The 16,584-nt window shown below is 38.4% G+C and carries 15 protein-coding genes and 1 pseudogene; 13 read left to right on the forward strand and 3 right to left on the reverse strand.

Going from position 1 to position 16,584, the window contains the following annotated elements:
- Positions 1 to 205: 205 nt before the first annotated feature.
- From AY606_RS12150 to AY606_RS12160, 3 genes are all read left to right on the forward strand, one after another.
- Positions 206 to 1,093, forward strand: coding sequence for an SDR family NAD(P)-dependent oxidoreductase (locus tag AY606_RS12150; RefSeq protein WP_067868940.1), 888 nt, complete (start codon positions 206 to 208; stop codon positions 1,091 to 1,093).
- A gap of 80 nt (positions 1,094 to 1,173) precedes the next feature.
- Positions 1,174 to 1,488, forward strand: coding sequence for a hypothetical protein (locus tag AY606_RS12155; RefSeq protein ID WP_067868942.1), 315 nt, complete (start codon positions 1,174 to 1,176; stop codon positions 1,486 to 1,488).
- 58 nt (positions 1,489 to 1,546) lie between these two features.
- Complete coding sequence (locus tag AY606_RS12160) at positions 1,547 to 2,557, forward strand: DUF2806 domain-containing protein (protein ID WP_067868944.1); 1,011 nt, start codon at positions 1,547 to 1,549, stop codon at positions 2,555 to 2,557.
- A 24-nt stretch (positions 2,558 to 2,581) separates the two neighbouring features.
- Here AY606_RS12160 and AY606_RS12165 read toward each other — a convergent pair whose 3' ends face one another.
- Complete coding sequence (locus AY606_RS12165) at positions 2,582 to 4,948, reverse strand: Tex family protein (protein WP_067868946.1); 2,367 nt, start codon at positions 4,946 to 4,948, stop codon at positions 2,582 to 2,584.
- Between the two features lie 336 nt (positions 4,949 to 5,284).
- Between AY606_RS12165 and ompR the strand changes: the two genes are divergently transcribed.
- The 3 genes from ompR (at position 5,285) to scpC (ending at position 9,522) form a co-directional block, all read left to right on the forward strand.
- Entirely contained in the window at positions 5,285 to 6,049 is a 765-nt protein-coding gene (ompR, locus tag AY606_RS12170) for an osmolarity response regulator transcription factor OmpR (protein ID WP_067726874.1), read from the forward strand.
- A 289-nt stretch (positions 6,050 to 6,338) separates the two neighbouring features.
- Positions 6,339 to 7,799: an ATP-binding protein gene (locus AY606_RS12175; protein ID WP_067868948.1), complete on the forward strand. Its 1,461-nt coding sequence runs from the start codon at positions 6,339 to 6,341 to the stop codon at positions 7,797 to 7,799.
- A 205-nt stretch (positions 7,800 to 8,004) separates the two neighbouring features.
- Positions 8,005 to 9,522, forward strand: a complete 1,518-nt coding sequence (gene scpC, locus AY606_RS12180; protein ID WP_067868952.1) for a succinyl-CoA:acetate CoA-transferase ScpC — start codon at positions 8,005 to 8,007, stop codon at positions 9,520 to 9,522.
- 142 nt (positions 9,523 to 9,664) lie between these two features.
- Here the strand turns inward: scpC and AY606_RS12185 are convergent, their stop codons facing one another.
- Entirely contained in the window at positions 9,665 to 10,414 is a 750-nt protein-coding gene (locus tag AY606_RS12185) for a hypothetical protein (RefSeq protein ID WP_067868954.1), read from the reverse strand.
- A 179-nt stretch (positions 10,415 to 10,593) separates the two neighbouring features.
- Here AY606_RS12185 and AY606_RS12190 point away from each other — a divergent pair, with 179 nt between their 5' ends.
- Positions 10,594 to 11,292, forward strand: a complete 699-nt coding sequence (locus tag AY606_RS12190; RefSeq protein ID WP_067868957.1) for a DsbA family oxidoreductase — start codon at positions 10,594 to 10,596, stop codon at positions 11,290 to 11,292.
- Positions 11,293 to 11,383: 91 nt separating this feature from the next.
- On the opposite strand, the gene AY606_RS12195 is transcribed toward AY606_RS12190, so the two are convergent.
- Positions 11,384 to 11,584, reverse strand: a complete 201-nt coding sequence (locus AY606_RS12195; protein WP_067868960.1) for a dodecin family protein — start codon at positions 11,582 to 11,584, stop codon at positions 11,384 to 11,386.
- A 243-nt stretch (positions 11,585 to 11,827) separates the two neighbouring features.
- On the opposite strand from AY606_RS12195, the gene AY606_RS12200 reads away from it, so the two are divergent.
- The 6 genes and pseudogenes from AY606_RS12200 to AY606_RS12220 all read left to right on the forward strand — a co-directional run.
- Positions 11,828 to 12,055: a glycine zipper domain-containing protein gene (locus AY606_RS12200; protein WP_067868964.1), complete on the forward strand. Its 228-nt coding sequence runs from the start codon at positions 11,828 to 11,830 to the stop codon at positions 12,053 to 12,055.
- 222 nt (positions 12,056 to 12,277) lie between these two features.
- Positions 12,278 to 12,463: a hypothetical protein gene (locus tag AY606_RS12205; RefSeq protein ID WP_067868967.1), complete on the forward strand. Its 186-nt coding sequence runs from the start codon at positions 12,278 to 12,280 to the stop codon at positions 12,461 to 12,463.
- Between the two features lie 727 nt (positions 12,464 to 13,190).
- Entirely contained in the window at positions 13,191 to 13,616 is a 426-nt protein-coding gene (locus AY606_RS15870; RefSeq protein WP_081408408.1) for a GFA family protein, read from the forward strand.
- A 152-nt stretch (positions 13,617 to 13,768) separates the two neighbouring features.
- Positions 13,769 to 13,906: a hypothetical protein gene (locus tag AY606_RS16320; RefSeq protein ID WP_171255401.1), complete on the forward strand. Its 138-nt coding sequence runs from the start codon at positions 13,769 to 13,771 to the stop codon at positions 13,904 to 13,906.
- 10 nt (positions 13,907 to 13,916) lie between these two features.
- Positions 13,917 to 15,302 (forward strand): hypothetical protein, encoded by a 1,386-nt coding sequence (locus tag AY606_RS12215; protein ID WP_067868971.1) that lies wholly within the window; start codon positions 13,917 to 13,919, stop codon positions 15,300 to 15,302.
- 222 nt (positions 15,303 to 15,524) lie between these two features.
- Positions 15,525 to 16,511, forward strand: a pseudogene (locus AY606_RS12220) (hypothetical protein); the annotation flags it as partial.
- Between the last annotated feature and the right edge of the window lie 73 nt (positions 16,512 to 16,584).

Here is a 16,584-nt window from a genome sequence, read left to right on the forward strand (position 1 = left end):
GAAATTAAGTAATAAGAAGAACAATAATAGAGCAATTACTCTAATTATATTTGTAAATTCAACAACTTATTTATAGATTTTTTTTAAACATTGGTTATCATAACCCAGATGAGAAGAGCTCAATTCCCCAATATTTTGAGCCAAATAATCAACTACAAAAAACATAATCTAGAATTTAGTTTTATTTAAATCAGGAAAAAACAGCGTGAATTCAAGACTAGAGAAACTCTTTCGAAATCGAGTTAACGGCAAAGTGGTTTTAATCACAGGTGCATCCAGTGGTATTGGCTTAACTGCTGCACATAAACTTGCCGATGCAGGCGCACACGTTTTATTGTTGGCGCGTACCAAAGACACATTAGATCAAGTTAAACAAGAAATTGAAGCAAAAGGTGGACAGGCTTCAGTGTTTCCATGTGATTTAAATAACATGGAATCGATTGATGAAGTTTCTAAACAGGTTTTAGAATCTGTCGATCATATTGATATTTTAATTAATAATGCAGGACGTTCTATTCGCCGTGCAGTACATGAATCGTCCGATCGTTTCCATGATTTTGAACGCACCATGCAACTGAATTACTTTGGCGCAATCCGTTTGGTGATGAATATTTTGCCGCAGATGATGATTCGTCGCGATGGTCATATTATTAATATCAGCTCAATCGGTGTATTGGCCAATGCGACCCGTTTTTCAGCTTATGTCGCATCTAAAGCTGCCTTGGATGCATTCAGCCGCTGTCTGTCTGCAGAAGTTCATTCGCATAAAATTGCGATTACTTCGGTTTACATGCCATTGGTACGCACCCCAATGATTGCACCAACCAAAATTTATAAATATGTACCTACACTTTCGCCGGAGCAGGCAGCAGATCTCATTGCTTATGCCATTGTAAAACGTCCGAAGAAAGTAGCGACTCACTTAGGCCGTTTGGCTTCTATCACCTACTCTATCGCACCAGATATCAATAACAAGTTGATGTCGATTGGTTATAACCTGTTCCCAAGCTCTTCAGCTTCGGTGGGTGAACCACAGAAATTGAATTGGGTACAAAAAGCGTATGCACGTCTGTTCCCGGGTGAACATTGGTAAAATATTTTGAAATGAAGGCCAGTCATGAGACTGGCTTTTTTATGTTATAAACAGGCATCATTTTTTGCTTTTAGATTTTTATGCGGATTGCTGCTGTTATTTTTCAATATGCCTGTTTGGCTTTTGCCCTGTTCCTTTGCTCCCGAATAGCAACCTCTCTCTATCAACAAGATTATCAATTGATGGAGATCGTCAGTGATGTCGGTAGTATTTTAATTTGTATCGATCTGGCTATCTTTTTACATTTCAATAAGTCGATGGCATCGATAAAACTGAGAGGATCTGCTCAACAGTCTCCTGTACAAATTTCAAGACTAGAAAAAGTAAGTCGTAAATTAGGGCATTTGGGTATTATGCTGATTATTTGCAGTTGGATTGTGCCAAAGCTGGTATAAAAAAACCTCCCAAATGGGAGGTTTTTCGTTAAGATAATAATAATTAAATCAAATAACTATGAATATGGAACAAGAAATTATTAAGGCTGCTACTGGGATTGCAACAACAGCAGTAAATAAGGGTGTGGGAAAACTTACAGATTTATTCTTTTCTAAAAAAATTCTTCAGCAAAAGCGGCTTGAAACTCTTTCTACGACCCAAGATCAAAAAGACGCTGAGCTTATTCAACAAGGTCTAGCAGAGTTTAGAGATGAAAGATTTATTTTAATCGAAGAACAAATTGGAAATCCTACCTCTCCTTTAGGGTTAATTCTTGCTCAGAATAATCAAAACCAATCTGAAAACTTAGGTGAATGCTTAAGTAAAGCTTATGAACATTTATCTGAAAAAGCTGATGAAGAAATCAGTGATGAGCAAATTTCAGAGACATTTTTTAATAAATGGATGAATTATGGTAAAGAGGTTTCTGAAGATGAATTACAAGATTTATGGGGAAATATTTTAAGCGAAGAAATTTCTCAACCTAATTCTATAAATTATTTAGTACTTAATACTTTTTCTATGATGAATAAAAATCATCTACTAAATTTCACTAATCTTTCAAAATACATTATTCATGAAAAATTATTTGTTGTTGATGGACAAACTCTTAAGTCATCAATCAATTTTCCTGATATCACAGAAAATGATTTAGAGGAGTTAGTTGATTTTGGGCTAATTGAAAGTTTACATAATATGAATGGTATGAGCGCGCCATCTAATCCAATAATTATAAATGGCAGAAATTGTCAATGGTATAGACGTAGCGTTAATCAACCTTTTTTAATTTGTTTTAAATCTTCTAAGGAGTTTAATTTACAGTTATTTAAATTAACTAGTGTTGGCTACAAACTTTTGAAAATTGCAGAAAAAAATATGTCTATAGAGACAATTTATAGTGATTTTTTTAAATATTTACTTAGCCTAGAACAGTTTAAGTCTATTGAAAATATTGAATTATATAAAATTCAGTCAAATAGTTTAGAACTTCAATTAAGTATTAATAGAGATGAAAAAACCTCCCCATAGGGAGGTTTTTTTAGCAATCAAAGATTATTTTGAACCTTTAATTCCTGCTTGTAATAACAATGCACCCAAACCACCAATTTTTTGCTCTTGTGGTTTAGCAGCTTGAGGTTTTTTATGACCTTGTGGACGGTCTCCTTGAGGACGCGCAGTTTGCGGACGCTTCGCTTGCGGCTTACGTTCACCACGTTGCTCAGTCGGAGCATTTTGCTCGCGGCGTGGCTGACGTGGTGCTTTCGCTGGTGCTTCAGACCCTTCAGGACGCATAGACAAGTTGACACGATTACGTTCAGCATCTACTTGCAATACACGCACTTGAACAATTTGCCCCGGTTTCACCACTTTATGCGGATCTGCTACAAATTCATTGGCAAGTTCAGAAATATGTACCAAACCGTCTTGGTGTACGCCCACATCAACAAATGCACCGAAGTTGGTTACATTGGTAATCACGCCTTCAAGTTGCATGCCTTCAGTCAATTGCGATACTTCGGTAATGTCTTCACGGAACTTCGCAGTACGAAATTCTGGACGTGGGTCACGACCCGGTTTTTCAAGTTCGCTCAGTACGTCTTGAATCGTTGGCAGACCAAATTTGTCATCTGCAAATTCTTCAGCATTTACCTGACGAATGATTTCAGAATTACCGATGATGTCTTTTACCGTGGTTGCTTTTGCTTCAACGATTTTGCTGACCAAAGCATAGCTTTCAGGGTGAACGGCTGATGCATCCAATGGTTCAGAACCATCTTGAATACGCAAGAAACCTGCTGCCTGTTCAAAAGTACGCTCACCTAAACGTGGTACATTTTTCAAGGCTTGACGGTTGTCAAAACGACCATTTTCTTTACGGTATTCAAAAATCTGTTGTGCAATCGATTTATTCAAACCTGCGATATACGACAGGACTGCAGGAGATGCAGTATTGACATCTACACCGACCGAGTTCACACAGTCTTCAACCACAGCTTCAAGCGTTTTCGCCAGTCCTGTTTGGTTTACGTCATGTTGATATTGACCTACACCAATCGATTTAGGGTCAATCTTCACCAGTTCAGCCAATGGATCTTGTAAACGACGTGCAATTGATACTGCACCACGAATTGAAACGTCGAGCTCTGGCAATTCTTGTGAGGCCAATTCAGACGCAGAATAAACCGATGCACCTGCTTCAGATACTGAAACACGCGTAAGGTTCAAGTCTGGGTTTGCCGCCATCATTTCTGCAATAACCGCTTCTGTTTCACGGCTAGCAGTGCCGTTACCAATCGCGATTAAATCGACATTGAATTCACGGCACAGACGTGCAAGTTCGGCAATTGAACCTTCTTTGTCTTCTTTTGGCGCAAATGGGTAAATTGTACTGTGTGCAACAACATCCCCAGAAGCATTAACCACCGCCAATTTCACGCCGGTACGGATGCCAGGATCAACACCTAAAGTGGTACGCGCGCCTGCAGGTGCAGAAAGCAATAAATGGCGTAAGTTTTCTGCAAATACGTCCATTGCCTCGCTTTCAGCGGCAAGACGTTTTTCAGTCAACAATGAATGTTCAATTTGCGGACGAACCTTACCTAACCAGAACAGCTTAGCAGTCTGTTTTAAGTAATCTGCACGCGCCTGTGGTTGAACCGAATCAAGATTGTATTCAGTTTCAATACGCGCCAAAAGTGCATCATCTTCACCATCAACCTTTAAGCCCAATACGTTTTCCTGACGGCCGCGTAACATGGCAAGCAAGCGGTGTGAAGGGACTTTATTGAAGTTTTCAGAGAAATCGAAGTAATCGCGGAATTTCTTGCCGACTTCTTTTTTATCTTCACTTGCCACTGCGCTTTTTAAAACCGCGGTTTTAGCAAAGCTCGCTTTTAATTCTGTAGTCAACGCAATATTTTGCGCCCAGTCATCAATCAGAATGTGCTGGATCGCATCCAGCTGACTTTCTACATCTGGATAATCGTCATGGCTAAAGCCAGCTAAAGCTTCAGTTGGATCAACTTGCTCTGTAAAGATTTTTTCCGCGATTGGACCCAAACCTGCTTCTTTGGCTTTAAAGGATTTGCTGGTACGTTTTGGACGGTACGGCGCGTAAAGTTCTTCTAAAGCATTCTTGGTTTCAGCAGCGTTTATGCGATTCAGTAAATCATCTGACAATTTATTTTGTTCTTTCAGAGATTCAAGCACTTTTTCACGGCGCTCAAATAAATCGCGCAGATACGATAAACGCGTGTCGAGTTGGCGTAACTGCGTATCGTCTAAGCCCTGAGTTACTTCTTTACGGTAACGTGCAATAAAAGGAACGCTTGCACCTTCATCAATCAGCTTGATGGCAGCTTCTACTTGATTTGGACGTACGGCAATTTCTTTTGCTAACTGCTGAACTAAGTCAGTCATCGTGTTTGATCCCACAAGGATAAGTACTAAATGGCATGATTATAAAGACCAAGACCATAAAATCCACAATTGTTTTTATTAAATTTATAAGTGGTCAATATTGCCAATCGATGTGACTTTTATAATTGCCTACAAAATTAAGTGATAAGTCGTTTTTTAATCTGCATCTTGAGCGTAATTCACTATGATTTTGATGTATACATTTGGTATCTATGTCTTGATTTTACCTGCTATATTTGTTGCTTTAGAGCATAGTAAACAGATACAAATGAATCGTATACTCAAGGCTATCCGAACTTTTGTTTACGATGACAATAAAGAATAAAGGAGCATATCATGAGTTTAGTTGTACCTGCTGAAAAAACAGATCCAGTACAAAACGAAACTGATCGCGTCGAACGCATTCTGGTTGTAGATGATGATGTGCGTTTACGTACGTTATTACAGCGCTTTCTAGAAGATAAAGGCTTCGTGGTCAAAACAGCACACGATGCAACACAAATGGATCGTTTATTACAGCGCGAACTTTTCTCCCTGATCGTGCTCGATTTTATGTTACCTGTAGAAGATGGCCTCAGTATTTGCCGTCGTTTGCGTCAATCCAATATTGATACACCAATTATCATGCTGACTGCACGCGGCAGCGACTCTGACCGTATTGCAGGACTTGAAGCCGGTGCAGATGACTACTTGCCAAAACCCTTTAATCCAAATGAGCTGTTAGCACGTATTCGTGCAGTATTGCGTCGCCAAGTACGCGAAGTGCCGGGTGCACCTAGCCAGCACATGGAAGTGGTCAGCTTTGGTCCATGGTCACTGGATTTATCAACCCGTACCCTGACCCGTGAAGGTCAAGTGGTAACGCTGACTACAGGTGAGTTTGCCGTACTTAAAGCATTGGTACAACATCCACGTGAACCGTTGACGCGTGACAAATTAATGAATCTGGCTCGTGGTCGTGAATGGGGTGCGATGGAACGCTCTATTGACGTCCAGGTGTCTCGTTTACGTCGTCTGGTTGAAGAAAACCCTGCCCGTGCACGTTATATTCAAACCGTTTGGGGCGTAGGTTATGTCTTTGTTCCAGATGGCGCGGAATAATGACTACAATGTTTGAATACAAAGCCATTTGTTATTCAAACTGAGATTAGATACGCATGCATGCCATTCACAACCTGCCCTTCATTCGATATTCGATATTCGATAAATATTGTTTCTGCGATGCTCTAAGTAAACAGATAACAGTGAACAGGTTTTGTGGATGGCAAAAGTTTTTGGTTACTTTTTTCGAAAAAGTAACATGTTGAGTTCCTTCCAATAAACGTACAAACAGGGAGACTCCGCTATTGGCCTTAAACTGTTCGCCCCAAATTCACTATAGGAATCAGGTGTGAAACTCGAACCCATCGACCCACAGAAATTTACTGATTTTGAGACTTATTCGGAAAAGAAGCGAACCCGCTCGGAACGTTTCTTTGACAAAATTAAGCCGCGTTCTGCTGCAATGCGTACCACGGTGCTCGTATTATTCATTGTATTCTTCAGTTTATTTATGTCGTTATGGTTCTTTTGGCGTACGCTTTATTTACCCGAGATTCAGCAGCATGCACGTTATTTGGGGGTTGAACTAGAAATTATTAATAATCCAGATTTACGTATTTTTCATAATAATGCCGAAGTGGATGTCGATACCTGGTTAAAAAATCGCGTCGGAATTGAATATATTACCGATCCAAAAGAATATCCGAGTGTGCGTGACAAAGTCATTGCCGAGTTTTTTACCAACCAAATTGAGAAAAAGCTGGCCAAAGAACTGAGAGTTGAAAAAGTAACGGTCTATTTCCAGTTTAAACCGAGCCCGCGTATTTGGATTCAAACTCCGGAAATGAACGGGCACTGGGTGCGTGAACCCTTAAAAACTTATGCCAACTATAGCCCCGAACTGGTGTTTGGCTGGTTACTCGGCGTGCCACTGATTGCCGCCGCCATTATTTTGACCTTGGTTCGCCAATTAAATCGGCCCCTACGTCGTCTGCAAAATGCGGCAAATAACTATAGTAAAACCGGTTCTGCGCCTTATCTGGAAACCAACCATGGTCCTCAAGAAATTCGTGAAGTAAACCAAGCTTTTAATCAAATGATTTATACCTTGGATCAGACTGAGCGTGACCGCCGTATTATGTTGGCAGGAATTTCACATGACTTGCGTACACCCTTGACCCGAATTCGCTTAAGTGCAGAAATGATGCCGGATGAAGACTTTCTTAAAGAAGGTCTGATTTATGATGTCGAAGATATGGATGCAATTCTTGAGCAGTTCATTTCATACATGCGAGATGGCTCAGATGAAGAATTACAAGACACAGACATTAATATGCTGTTGCAAGAATTAGTCATTCAGTTCAAACCCTTAGATATTCGTTTTACGGCCCAAGATATCCCCCCCATTCAGGCCCGTAGCCAGTCTTTAAAACGTATGATTGGCAATTTAATTAATAACTCGAAGCGCTATGGGGCTGAACCCATTGAATTATCAGCCAAAGTTGAAAATGAGCATATTTTTATTAGTGTTGCAGACAATGGCGATGGTATTCCTGAAGATCAGGTTGAAGACTTGATGCAACCTTTTGTACGAGGCAATGAAGCCCGTACCATCCAAGGAAGTGGTTTGGGTTTAGCTATTGTAAAACGTATTGTCGATATGCATCAGGGGCAACTTACCATTCACAATCGCCCTCAAGGAGGGTTGGAAGCGCTTATTTGTTTACCTATTCTTCACAATAAAATAGAAGACGAGGTTACCCCAACCACTTTGGGGAAAATTAAACAAACATTGACTGAACACTTTTAACAATTGAACAAATAACCAACAAACAGATTTGCTTAACTATTAATCTGTTGTTTTTTATGTTTTTAAAATCAATACCCTAAAAACCATAAAAAATTGTTATACCCACATTTTTTCAAAAAATTAGACCTTAGCCTAACAGGCATGCACAATTCCTTTTTAGGGCGGTACAATCCGTCTAGTTTTGAACAAGAATTGAGCGTAAACCATGTCTTTAGATCGTATTCGTTTAGCATCACTTCATGACAAAGTCATGAGTGCCGAACAAGCTGCTACTTTTATCCAAGATGGTATGACTGTAGGTATGAGTGGATTTACTCGTGCAGGTGAAGCGAAAGCTGTTCCTTTGGCACTTGTAAAGCAAGCTCACAGTAATCCTTTGAAAATTACTTTAATTACTGGCGCGAGTCTTGGTAACGACTTAGACAAACAATTAACTGAAGCGGGTGTGCTTGCTCGCCGTCTACCTTTCCAAGTGGATAATACTTTACGTAAAGCTATCAACAAAGGCGAAGTGATGTTCATCGATCAGCATTTGTCTGAAACCGTTGAACAAATGCGTAACCTTCAGCTTAAAAAACCGGATATTGCAATTATTGAAGCAGTTGCGATTACTGAAGATGGCGGCATCATCCCGACCACATCTGTAGGTAACTCTGCAAGCTTTGCCATTTTTGCTGAAAAAGTCATTGTAGAAATCAACACCAATTTAAGCCCTGCTTTTGAAGGCTTACACGATATTTATATCCCGAGTTACCGTCCAACACGTCAGCCTATTCCATTGACTGAAGTGGATCAACGTATTGGCACCCATGCAATTAACATTGATCCGTCTAAAATTGTCGGTATCGTGATCAACGGTGAATTCCATGACTCACCATCAACTGTCACTGAACCAGATGATGAGACTCAAGGTATTGCCAATCACTTGATCGCATTCTTCGAAAAAGAAGTTGCAGAAGAGCGTTTACCAAGAAGCTTAGGTCCATTACAAGCAGGTATTGGCTCTATTGCCAATGCTGTTTTGACCGGTCTGAAAGATTCAAACTTTGAAGATTTAGTGATGTATTCAGAAGTCCTTCAAGACTGTACCTTTGAATTAATCGATGCCGGTAAAATGAAGTTTGCTTCAGGAAGTTCTATTACGCTTTCGGCTAAATACGGCGAAAAAGTATTTAATAACCTCGAAGCATACAAAGACAAACTGGTACTTCGTCCACAAGAAATCTCAAACCACCCGGAAATTGTTCGTCGTTTAGGGATTATTGGCATCAATACTGCGCTCGAGTTTGATATTTACGGCAACGTAAACTCAACACACGTTTGCGGTACAAAAATGATGAACGGTATCGGTGGTTCAGGCGACTTCGCGCGTAATGCACACATTGCAATATTCGTTACCAAATCAATTGCAAAAGGCGGCGATATCTCATCTGTTGTTCCATTTGCCTCTCACATTGACCACACAGGTCATGACGTAGACGTATTGGTAACAGAACAAGGGCTTGCGGACTTACGTGGTCTTGCACCGCGTGAACGTGCTCGTGCAATCATTGATAACTGTGCTCACCCAATGTACCGTGATGCATTGAATGATTACTTTACTCGTGCATGCGAACGTGGTGGCCAAACTCCTCACCTTCTTCATGAAGCACTGGCATGGCACTCTAATTTTGAAGAAACCGGTCATATGTTAGCAGCTCAAGTAGAAGCTAAAATTGCTTAATCACCAAGATTAAATGACATTAAAAAAGCGTACTACGGTACGCTTTTTTAATTTTAGCAAAATGATTCTAAGCAGATCATTTCTTTTACATAAAAAGATTAAATTCAATCCTGATCTGTTCAGGATGATGCTAATTCAAATGCTATAACTTCTGCTCCACCGCGTTGCGATTTTGCTTTTTAATTTGTTCAATTTCTGCATTTAGCTGCAACACTTCCTGATACAAGGCATTAAATTGCTTTAACGGTTGATCTTCATAAAACATAAAGGTTTTATTCTTTTTCTGCCATTTATTATTTTTCAGAATTTCAAACAATGCATCCGCTTTATTTAACACTTGTAGCTCTAATGCAAATAAAGCATGGGTTTTATCACTATCTCGACTTTCACGCAGGCTGTCCGTTAATTGATGTCGCAGATTGGCTTTGATGGATAAATGCTTGGCTCGCGTTAAAGAATCTTCTTCACGTTGTTGGGTTTGTTGTTGATACTGTGCGGTCAGAAGATGGGCCTGTTTCAACATCTGCTCGGTCTCTACAAACTTTTGTTTACGGTCTTGATCCAAGCGGTCGATATTTAAAAATTCATCCCAATGAATTGCTTTAAGCGCGCGTAAATATTCATTCCTGGCTTCAGCATTTTGAATCATCTGGCTCAGCACAAAGTCAGCCATCACTTTATAGTCGCCCTGTAAACGATTATCTGACACGTTGACATTAATCGGTTTAGACCAGTCTTGCGCTTGTTCATAAATGAGTTCTGCTTTTTCATACAATACAGTCTGGTAGTCCTTAAGTTGACTCAGATCATTTTGTTGTACCGAATATTGATAAAACAGCCAACCAAATACGGTACATGTCACCAATCCTAAGATCAGAAAAATCCTTGGCATGCGAAACTCCCTATACTGACTTTTTCATAGCATAACCCGATTCAAAACCCTTCTGCTTATTTATTCCGCTCAAACAGATCGCGTTTTTCTAGCCAGATTCGGTTTTAATTTAATTTTCATGCTTTAAATTTTGCTCTGCACCCCCATCAATATAGGCAATAAAAGATTAGAGATTTCTCATGCGCGTAGATATTTGGTCAGATGTGGTTTGTCCTTTTTGCTATATCGGCAAAAAACGTCTTGAAGCTGCTGCCGAACAAGCAGGTTTAGAACTTGAAGTTCACTGGCATAGTTATGAATTAGATCCAGAAGCACCCATCCGTCAGGAAGTTTCAAACTCTGAACGTCTCGCGCAAAAATACGGCCGTACAGTTGCAGACGTTGAAGAAATGCAACGTAATATTGCCACTATGGCAGCTGAAGAAGGCATTCAATTCAATTGGGAAAATGCCAACTCAGGTAACACTTTCAATGCACATCGCATTATTCACTTGGCTCAAAGTAAAGGATTGGGTTCAGAAGCCGAAGAAGCCTTTTTCTATAGTTATATGACTCAAGGTTTACCCATTGGTGAACGTGAAACGATTGAAGACGTTGCTGCACGAATTGGCTTAAATCCAGTTGAAGTAGAGGATGTCTTAAACTCAGAAGAATATGCTGACTTCGTTAAATTTGATCAAGAAGTCGCACGTGATCAATTAAAAGTCACCGGTGTACCGTTTTTTGTCTTTGATCAACGCGTAGCCTTAGCTGGCGCACAACCACGTGAAGTATTTTTACAAGTCTTTGAAAAAGCTTTAGAGGCACCTCAAGCGGAAGTCAAAACCGCTGAGGCCGCAGTCTGCAAGGATGATCTCTGCGATGTTCCAGAAAAATAATTTTCTCTCATTTTAGATGACATTGATTTACGATCGCTGTTAATTAAAAATCCCCTGCTTAGGGGATTTTTTAACTTCAAGCTGCGTCAAGCTAATCGACCAAGAAACTAATTTTTAAATTCACCCGATACTCAGTAATTTTATTGTCCTTAATCACTACTTTTTGCTCATTAATCCATGCACCTTGCACATTTTTTATTGTTTCGGTTACTTTCTCAATGCCTGTCTGAATTGCATCTTCAAAACTTTTATTACTGCTGGAATTAACCTCAACAACTTTTGCGATAGCCATTATTCAAACCTCAAGTTTTATTGTTGTGAGTCCAGATCATAGGATATTTTCTAAACAAAATTTTGAGTTTTAACATTACACCGCAAAAACTTACATGTAAGACACAATATCAATATCAACGATTTAGTTCTTACAAAACACAACTTATATATACAAGGCTTTGACACAACCAGAGGCACAATTCGCTAGTCTGATATGCGGAACATTTAAGTTCTCAATCATTCAACTTTATAAGAGGTAAATATGAATACTGAAGCTCAAAATTCTAGTGTTGATTCAACTGCAGATTCTACATCTGGACATCGCTCAAGCATGAAATCACCTTTTTCCCCTACGGTTACTGGTGCTTTGATTGGTGCTGTTGCCGGAAGTATATTACCTGTATTTGGTACCGTGAGTGGCGCTATTATTGGCGGCATTTCTGGTAAAGTTTATGAGAAAAAATGCCAAAGCAAATGTCATAAAAATTGATATTTTTAAACCATTTAAGACAGATTGTGAAAAGACAATCTGTCTTAGAGCAAAAACTCTAAATATATGATTTATATAATAGTTTAAACTCACCATTCATCTTTTTTCGACCTCAAGCACTTCCATAACTTGCTCATTTTTTGATATCCTTTACGTGAAATATATTTTATTTATCTCCCTTGCCTATTGTCTTAGGCATCCTTTCACCTAAAGGAAATAATGATGAACGCTATTCAATCTGTTTTGGCTATCGCTGTTGTGGCTTTTTCTGCAAATGTATCTGCTCAAATTGTTTTTGTTCCAGATTTTCCTGCTAAAAAAGCAGTTGAGACTGTAAATGCTGAACAAAAAGCCCCTGCTTCTGAAGCAGTAGAGCAGGCTCAAATTGCGGTGAAAAAAGTAGCTTAAGAGCTACCTTATTCCCTAAAAAACAGACCAGCCTAACTCAGTCTGTTTTTTTAGGATCAAAAATTAATTTTATTTCATCTTCTTTATACTGGATACAAAATCCTGAATACTCATTCTTTTCAATTTAATGAAAAATAAAACAATAAATCATGATCTATTTTGCAACTTTAGCAGTAAAAAATTTGAATATTTTTACCCACAATCTACATTTTTTGTTCTTTATGTCTATAACCACTCAAAACATAACCATATATCTTCATGCTTTTTCTTTTTAAATCCATATAATCAAAGCATTAAATTAATAATTTCATACAATGAAACCATTTTCTTATGCAAGAACTTCAAGCATTGATTCAAGGTAAAATTCCTCCGCAAACAATCAATATTGATCGTTTGATTGTACGTCATGCGACACAAGGTTTGTCATTAGCATGATAATCAAATCAGCATCTTAATTCTTCTCACGAACCATAATGACATCATGCTGCGACTCAACCTTTGTCATTATGAGTGTAAGACGACTCAACCTTTGTCATTTTTCGAAATGATTTTTTAAATTTAAGATCTATAACAAGATATTTTATATAGCAACCAGTACGTTAAATAGTTAATTATTTTAAATAATTTCAGTTATATTATGTCATACCTAACTAAATTTATAAGCTTCAATAAGTATGAATGCATCATTCAATACTTATGATAAATATGACTTATCTAAGGTTGATAAATGAAAAATAGTGGTAGTTGCTTGTGCGGAACGGTTAAATTTTTGGTCAATAAAGATATTCATACGATGTATCACTGTCATTGCAGCTTATGTCGTAAACAAAGTGGTACTGGAACAAATTCAGCTACTTTGGTGAATGAAACATTATTTGAGTGGGTTTCTAGTATAGATTCTATTGGAACATTTAGAAAAGACTCAGGTTTTACTTCTTGCTTTTGTGTAAGTTGTGGATCTCCAGTTCCTAATAAAGTTGGAAATAGCTCGTTCATATGGATTCCACTTGGGTTGTTAGAACAGACGCCAGTAATTAAGAAAAGATTAGGATTTTGTCTTAATTCAAAGATTAATTGGTCACCTGTAATACAACTAGATCAGGAATACTTAGAATTACCAAGTTGGAATGAGCTAGAAGATTATTTTGATTAATCTAATTTAATATTTTCTAAAATTAACATAATAAGGTCTATAAAAATCTTTTAAGAGCAATAGGATCATACTTAAAAAAAAGCCCATTCATACCGAATGGGCTTTTTCTATGACAACTTATGCGTCGTTCTATGACAAACAATGAGTCGTAATTGACAAACCTTGTGTCGCTTGACGTTGTACTTGCTGAACAGTACCCAAAACCCACGTCTGCAGAATATAAATTACTTGAACTTGCTATTAATATTGTATTGGCAAGCTATCTAGAAAAAGCACAACAACATCTCTAGAGGTGCGTTCATGAATGCCTTAGAAAAAGCGCTGCTGGTTAAAGAACTACATCAACTGCTAGACGGTTTGGAACATCGCTCTTTATCTTTTTTTGAGATCGCAAAATCAAAAACACGTTTAATCGAAATTTTTCGTTTATGTGATGACCCCATTTTTAAAAAACAAATTTTGAAATTTAAATCTCAAACTCAACCGCAGCAAGCCGCAACGGATTTTGCAGATCAGACGCCGTTTAAACTTTCTTATCGTGGGCTTTTTCGACAGGATGGCACTTTACAACAGGCGCTATACCAAAATACCGAATCAGGTTGGGCCATTTTGTATCACCCTGCACAAGGATGGAAAATATGGTTAATTCCAGCCCCAAACCGCAGTGCCTTGATCAGTGTCTGGGGGAATCTAGATGAGATTTATCAATGGATGTTAGAACAGAAACAACGCTATAGCTGCCTGAAAACTGACGATGAATTAAGACAAAAAGCAGTTGTTTTAGAACTACACCTTGCCCCTATTTTAACTCAGACCGAGACACACTTAAATCTGTCTCCACCGCTTGTACCAGAACAGAATCAAATCAATGTGCCAGATTTAAGCACGTCTAATCAGCACCTTATTAATCAACTGCCACACATATTAAAAGACAAGCAACAAGTAATAACAGCTAAAAAACAGATCGGAAAGGAAGTTTTACAAAGCCTGCAACTCGGTCCATATCTTGCCCATATTTATCCTGTTGATGAGAAGAATGCTGCTGCACAAGAGTTACATGGTTTAGAAATTCCAACTCTTCCAGAAATTTCTCAGTATATTGATTTGCTCATCCATGCTGCAGATTTAAAAAATTGGCAACAGCATCCAATTTATCTGGCTGAACAAGTCGATTCGCAAAATTGTTTTATGAAATATTTAATGTTGTTCGGCGCTGAAAATCAAACCCAAGCGGTTGATTTAATGCATAGATTTACTGAACACTACCAACATCGTATCGCTGCAATTAAACAAATTTCTTGGGAAGACCTTGCGGAAAATTTTACCGATTTCGAGACTCTATTTTATAGCTATACAGAAAAAGCAGCTTTAATTTGGAAAAATGAAAACTATCTTGCCTTTATTCCTGCACAACTTTTCCAAACACAAAAAATTATTCAGTTTAAGGAAAGTCCTGCTGACTTTAAGACCCCGCTGCTGTTACTAAAAGAGCGACAAAAAATTCGGGTGATTCATGGGCAAAACCGTTTAAATCTGTCTCGAGCTGAATTGGCTTATCCTTATTTTTTATTAGAACGTGATCAGGGGGTAAGCTGGCAATTGATTCAGAATATTATTACTCGACTGGAATCGCCCATCGACTGTTATCAATTATATGAGGCAATTCAAAAGCATATTTCAGATTAAGTTTTATTTTTTTGTAGCTAAAGCTTGCTTTTTTAGCGCAATTTTTACAAGACTATCAAATAACCAGAATTTAAGAGCAAGGATATGCCCTCAAAGAAAATCAGTTTATCAAAACCCCTCTTATTTATACTGTTATCGGGGATCATGAGTGCCTCAAATGGATCTGAGCACTCAGATCAAAAGACTGACTCACCCACGAGTTCAATTTCGACTCAGGATGAAGATCATAGTTTGCTGTATCAAATTCCAAGTTGGGTGGATGCGCTGCCGACATTTTTGCCTCAGCAGTCAAATGAACCTATTGTTCCACCCACCATACAAACTGCAGATCGAACTTGGTTAGACCGCAAACAGCTTAAAGTTCGAAACTGGGCAGATCATACCTCGCATAAAATTGATAATTGGTTTGGCGAAACCGATCCAGAAAAACCCGCATCTGCGACCTTACGCGTGATCGTGGACAACAACTGGAATAAACATGATGGTTATGAAATTAAACCGCGTATTCGAGGCAAAATTAAACTTCCAACTTTAGAGCGCAAACTGAGCTTAGTCTTTGGTGATGACTCCCTCGACAATGAACTGGATAATAATGTCGCCATTACCGATGAAAATCCGGGCAATAGCAATGATAAAACTTTAGACCGACAGCGTACCCGTGAGAATAATAGTTCTTTTGCATTTCGCTGGTCAGATTTTTCCAAACGCCTGCCTTTTGAAACTGATGTAGATTTAGGTCTTCGTTCGGGAGATGATATTTATCTGCGTTTTAAAGGCTCCAAAAACTGGAAACTGGAAAATGATTTCAATTTTTACGCAGAAGAAATTTATCGTTATGGCATTGATAGTAAAAATTATTTAAGAACCAATCTTGAGCTCACTCATGCGCGTCCAAATGAAGCCATTCTTTCTAATCAGCTCAATCTTACCTATGCCGATGATCAAGATGATGACCTAACTTGGGATAATAACCTGTTTAGACAGCATCAGTTTTTTCATGAAAATACCTTTAGTTATGGTATTTATACTGGTGGTTTTTTAAACAATAAAGATTTGCGTTTAAACAGCTGGGGGCCCTTCGTTTCTTGGCGACAACCGTTATGGCGAGAATGGTTCTATGTACAAGGAAATTTAAATTACTTTAATAATCATAGGGATGATCGTAGCCATTTTATTGGTGCATCGGTGCGTTTAGAAGCATTATTTTAATTAGGATTAAACAAGACTATTTACTTATTCTTCAGATAATTTTCAATAAAAAAACCTCCCAAAGGAGGTTTTT

The organism is Acinetobacter sp. SFB, from assembly GCF_001647545.1.
Lineage (GTDB): Bacteria > Pseudomonadota > Gammaproteobacteria > Pseudomonadales > Moraxellaceae > Acinetobacter.

Excerpts from the sequence above, each read along its gene's own strand:
- AY606_RS12155 (WP_067868942.1), top strand. The coding sequence starts at position 1,174 with ATGCGGATTGCTGCTGTTATTTTTCAATATGCCTGTTTGGCTTTTGCC.
- AY606_RS12160 (WP_067868944.1), top strand. The coding sequence starts at position 1,547 with ATGAATATGGAACAAGAAATTATTAAGGCTGCTACTGGGATTGCAACA.
- AY606_RS12165 (WP_067868946.1), bottom strand. The coding sequence starts at position 4,948 with ATGACTGACTTAGTTCAGCAGTTAGCAAAAGAAATTGCCGTACGTCCA.
- ompR (WP_067726874.1), top strand. The coding sequence starts at position 5,285 with ATGAGTTTAGTTGTACCTGCTGAAAAAACAGATCCAGTACAAAACGAA.
- scpC (WP_067868952.1), top strand. The coding sequence starts at position 8,005 with ATGTCTTTAGATCGTATTCGTTTAGCATCACTTCATGACAAAGTCATG.
- AY606_RS12185 (WP_067868954.1), bottom strand. The coding sequence starts at position 10,414 with ATGCCAAGGATTTTTCTGATCTTAGGATTGGTGACATGTACCGTATTT.
- AY606_RS12190 (WP_067868957.1), top strand. The coding sequence starts at position 10,594 with ATGCGCGTAGATATTTGGTCAGATGTGGTTTGTCCTTTTTGCTATATC.
- AY606_RS12195 (WP_067868960.1), bottom strand. The coding sequence starts at position 11,584 with ATGGCTATCGCAAAAGTTGTTGAGGTTAATTCCAGCAGTAATAAAAGT.
- AY606_RS12200 (WP_067868964.1), top strand. The coding sequence starts at position 11,828 with ATGAATACTGAAGCTCAAAATTCTAGTGTTGATTCAACTGCAGATTCT.
- AY606_RS12205 (WP_067868967.1), top strand. The coding sequence starts at position 12,278 with ATGAACGCTATTCAATCTGTTTTGGCTATCGCTGTTGTGGCTTTTTCT.
- AY606_RS15870 (WP_081408408.1), top strand. The coding sequence starts at position 13,191 with ATGAAAAATAGTGGTAGTTGCTTGTGCGGAACGGTTAAATTTTTGGTC.
- AY606_RS12215 (WP_067868971.1), top strand. The coding sequence starts at position 13,917 with ATGAATGCCTTAGAAAAAGCGCTGCTGGTTAAAGAACTACATCAACTG.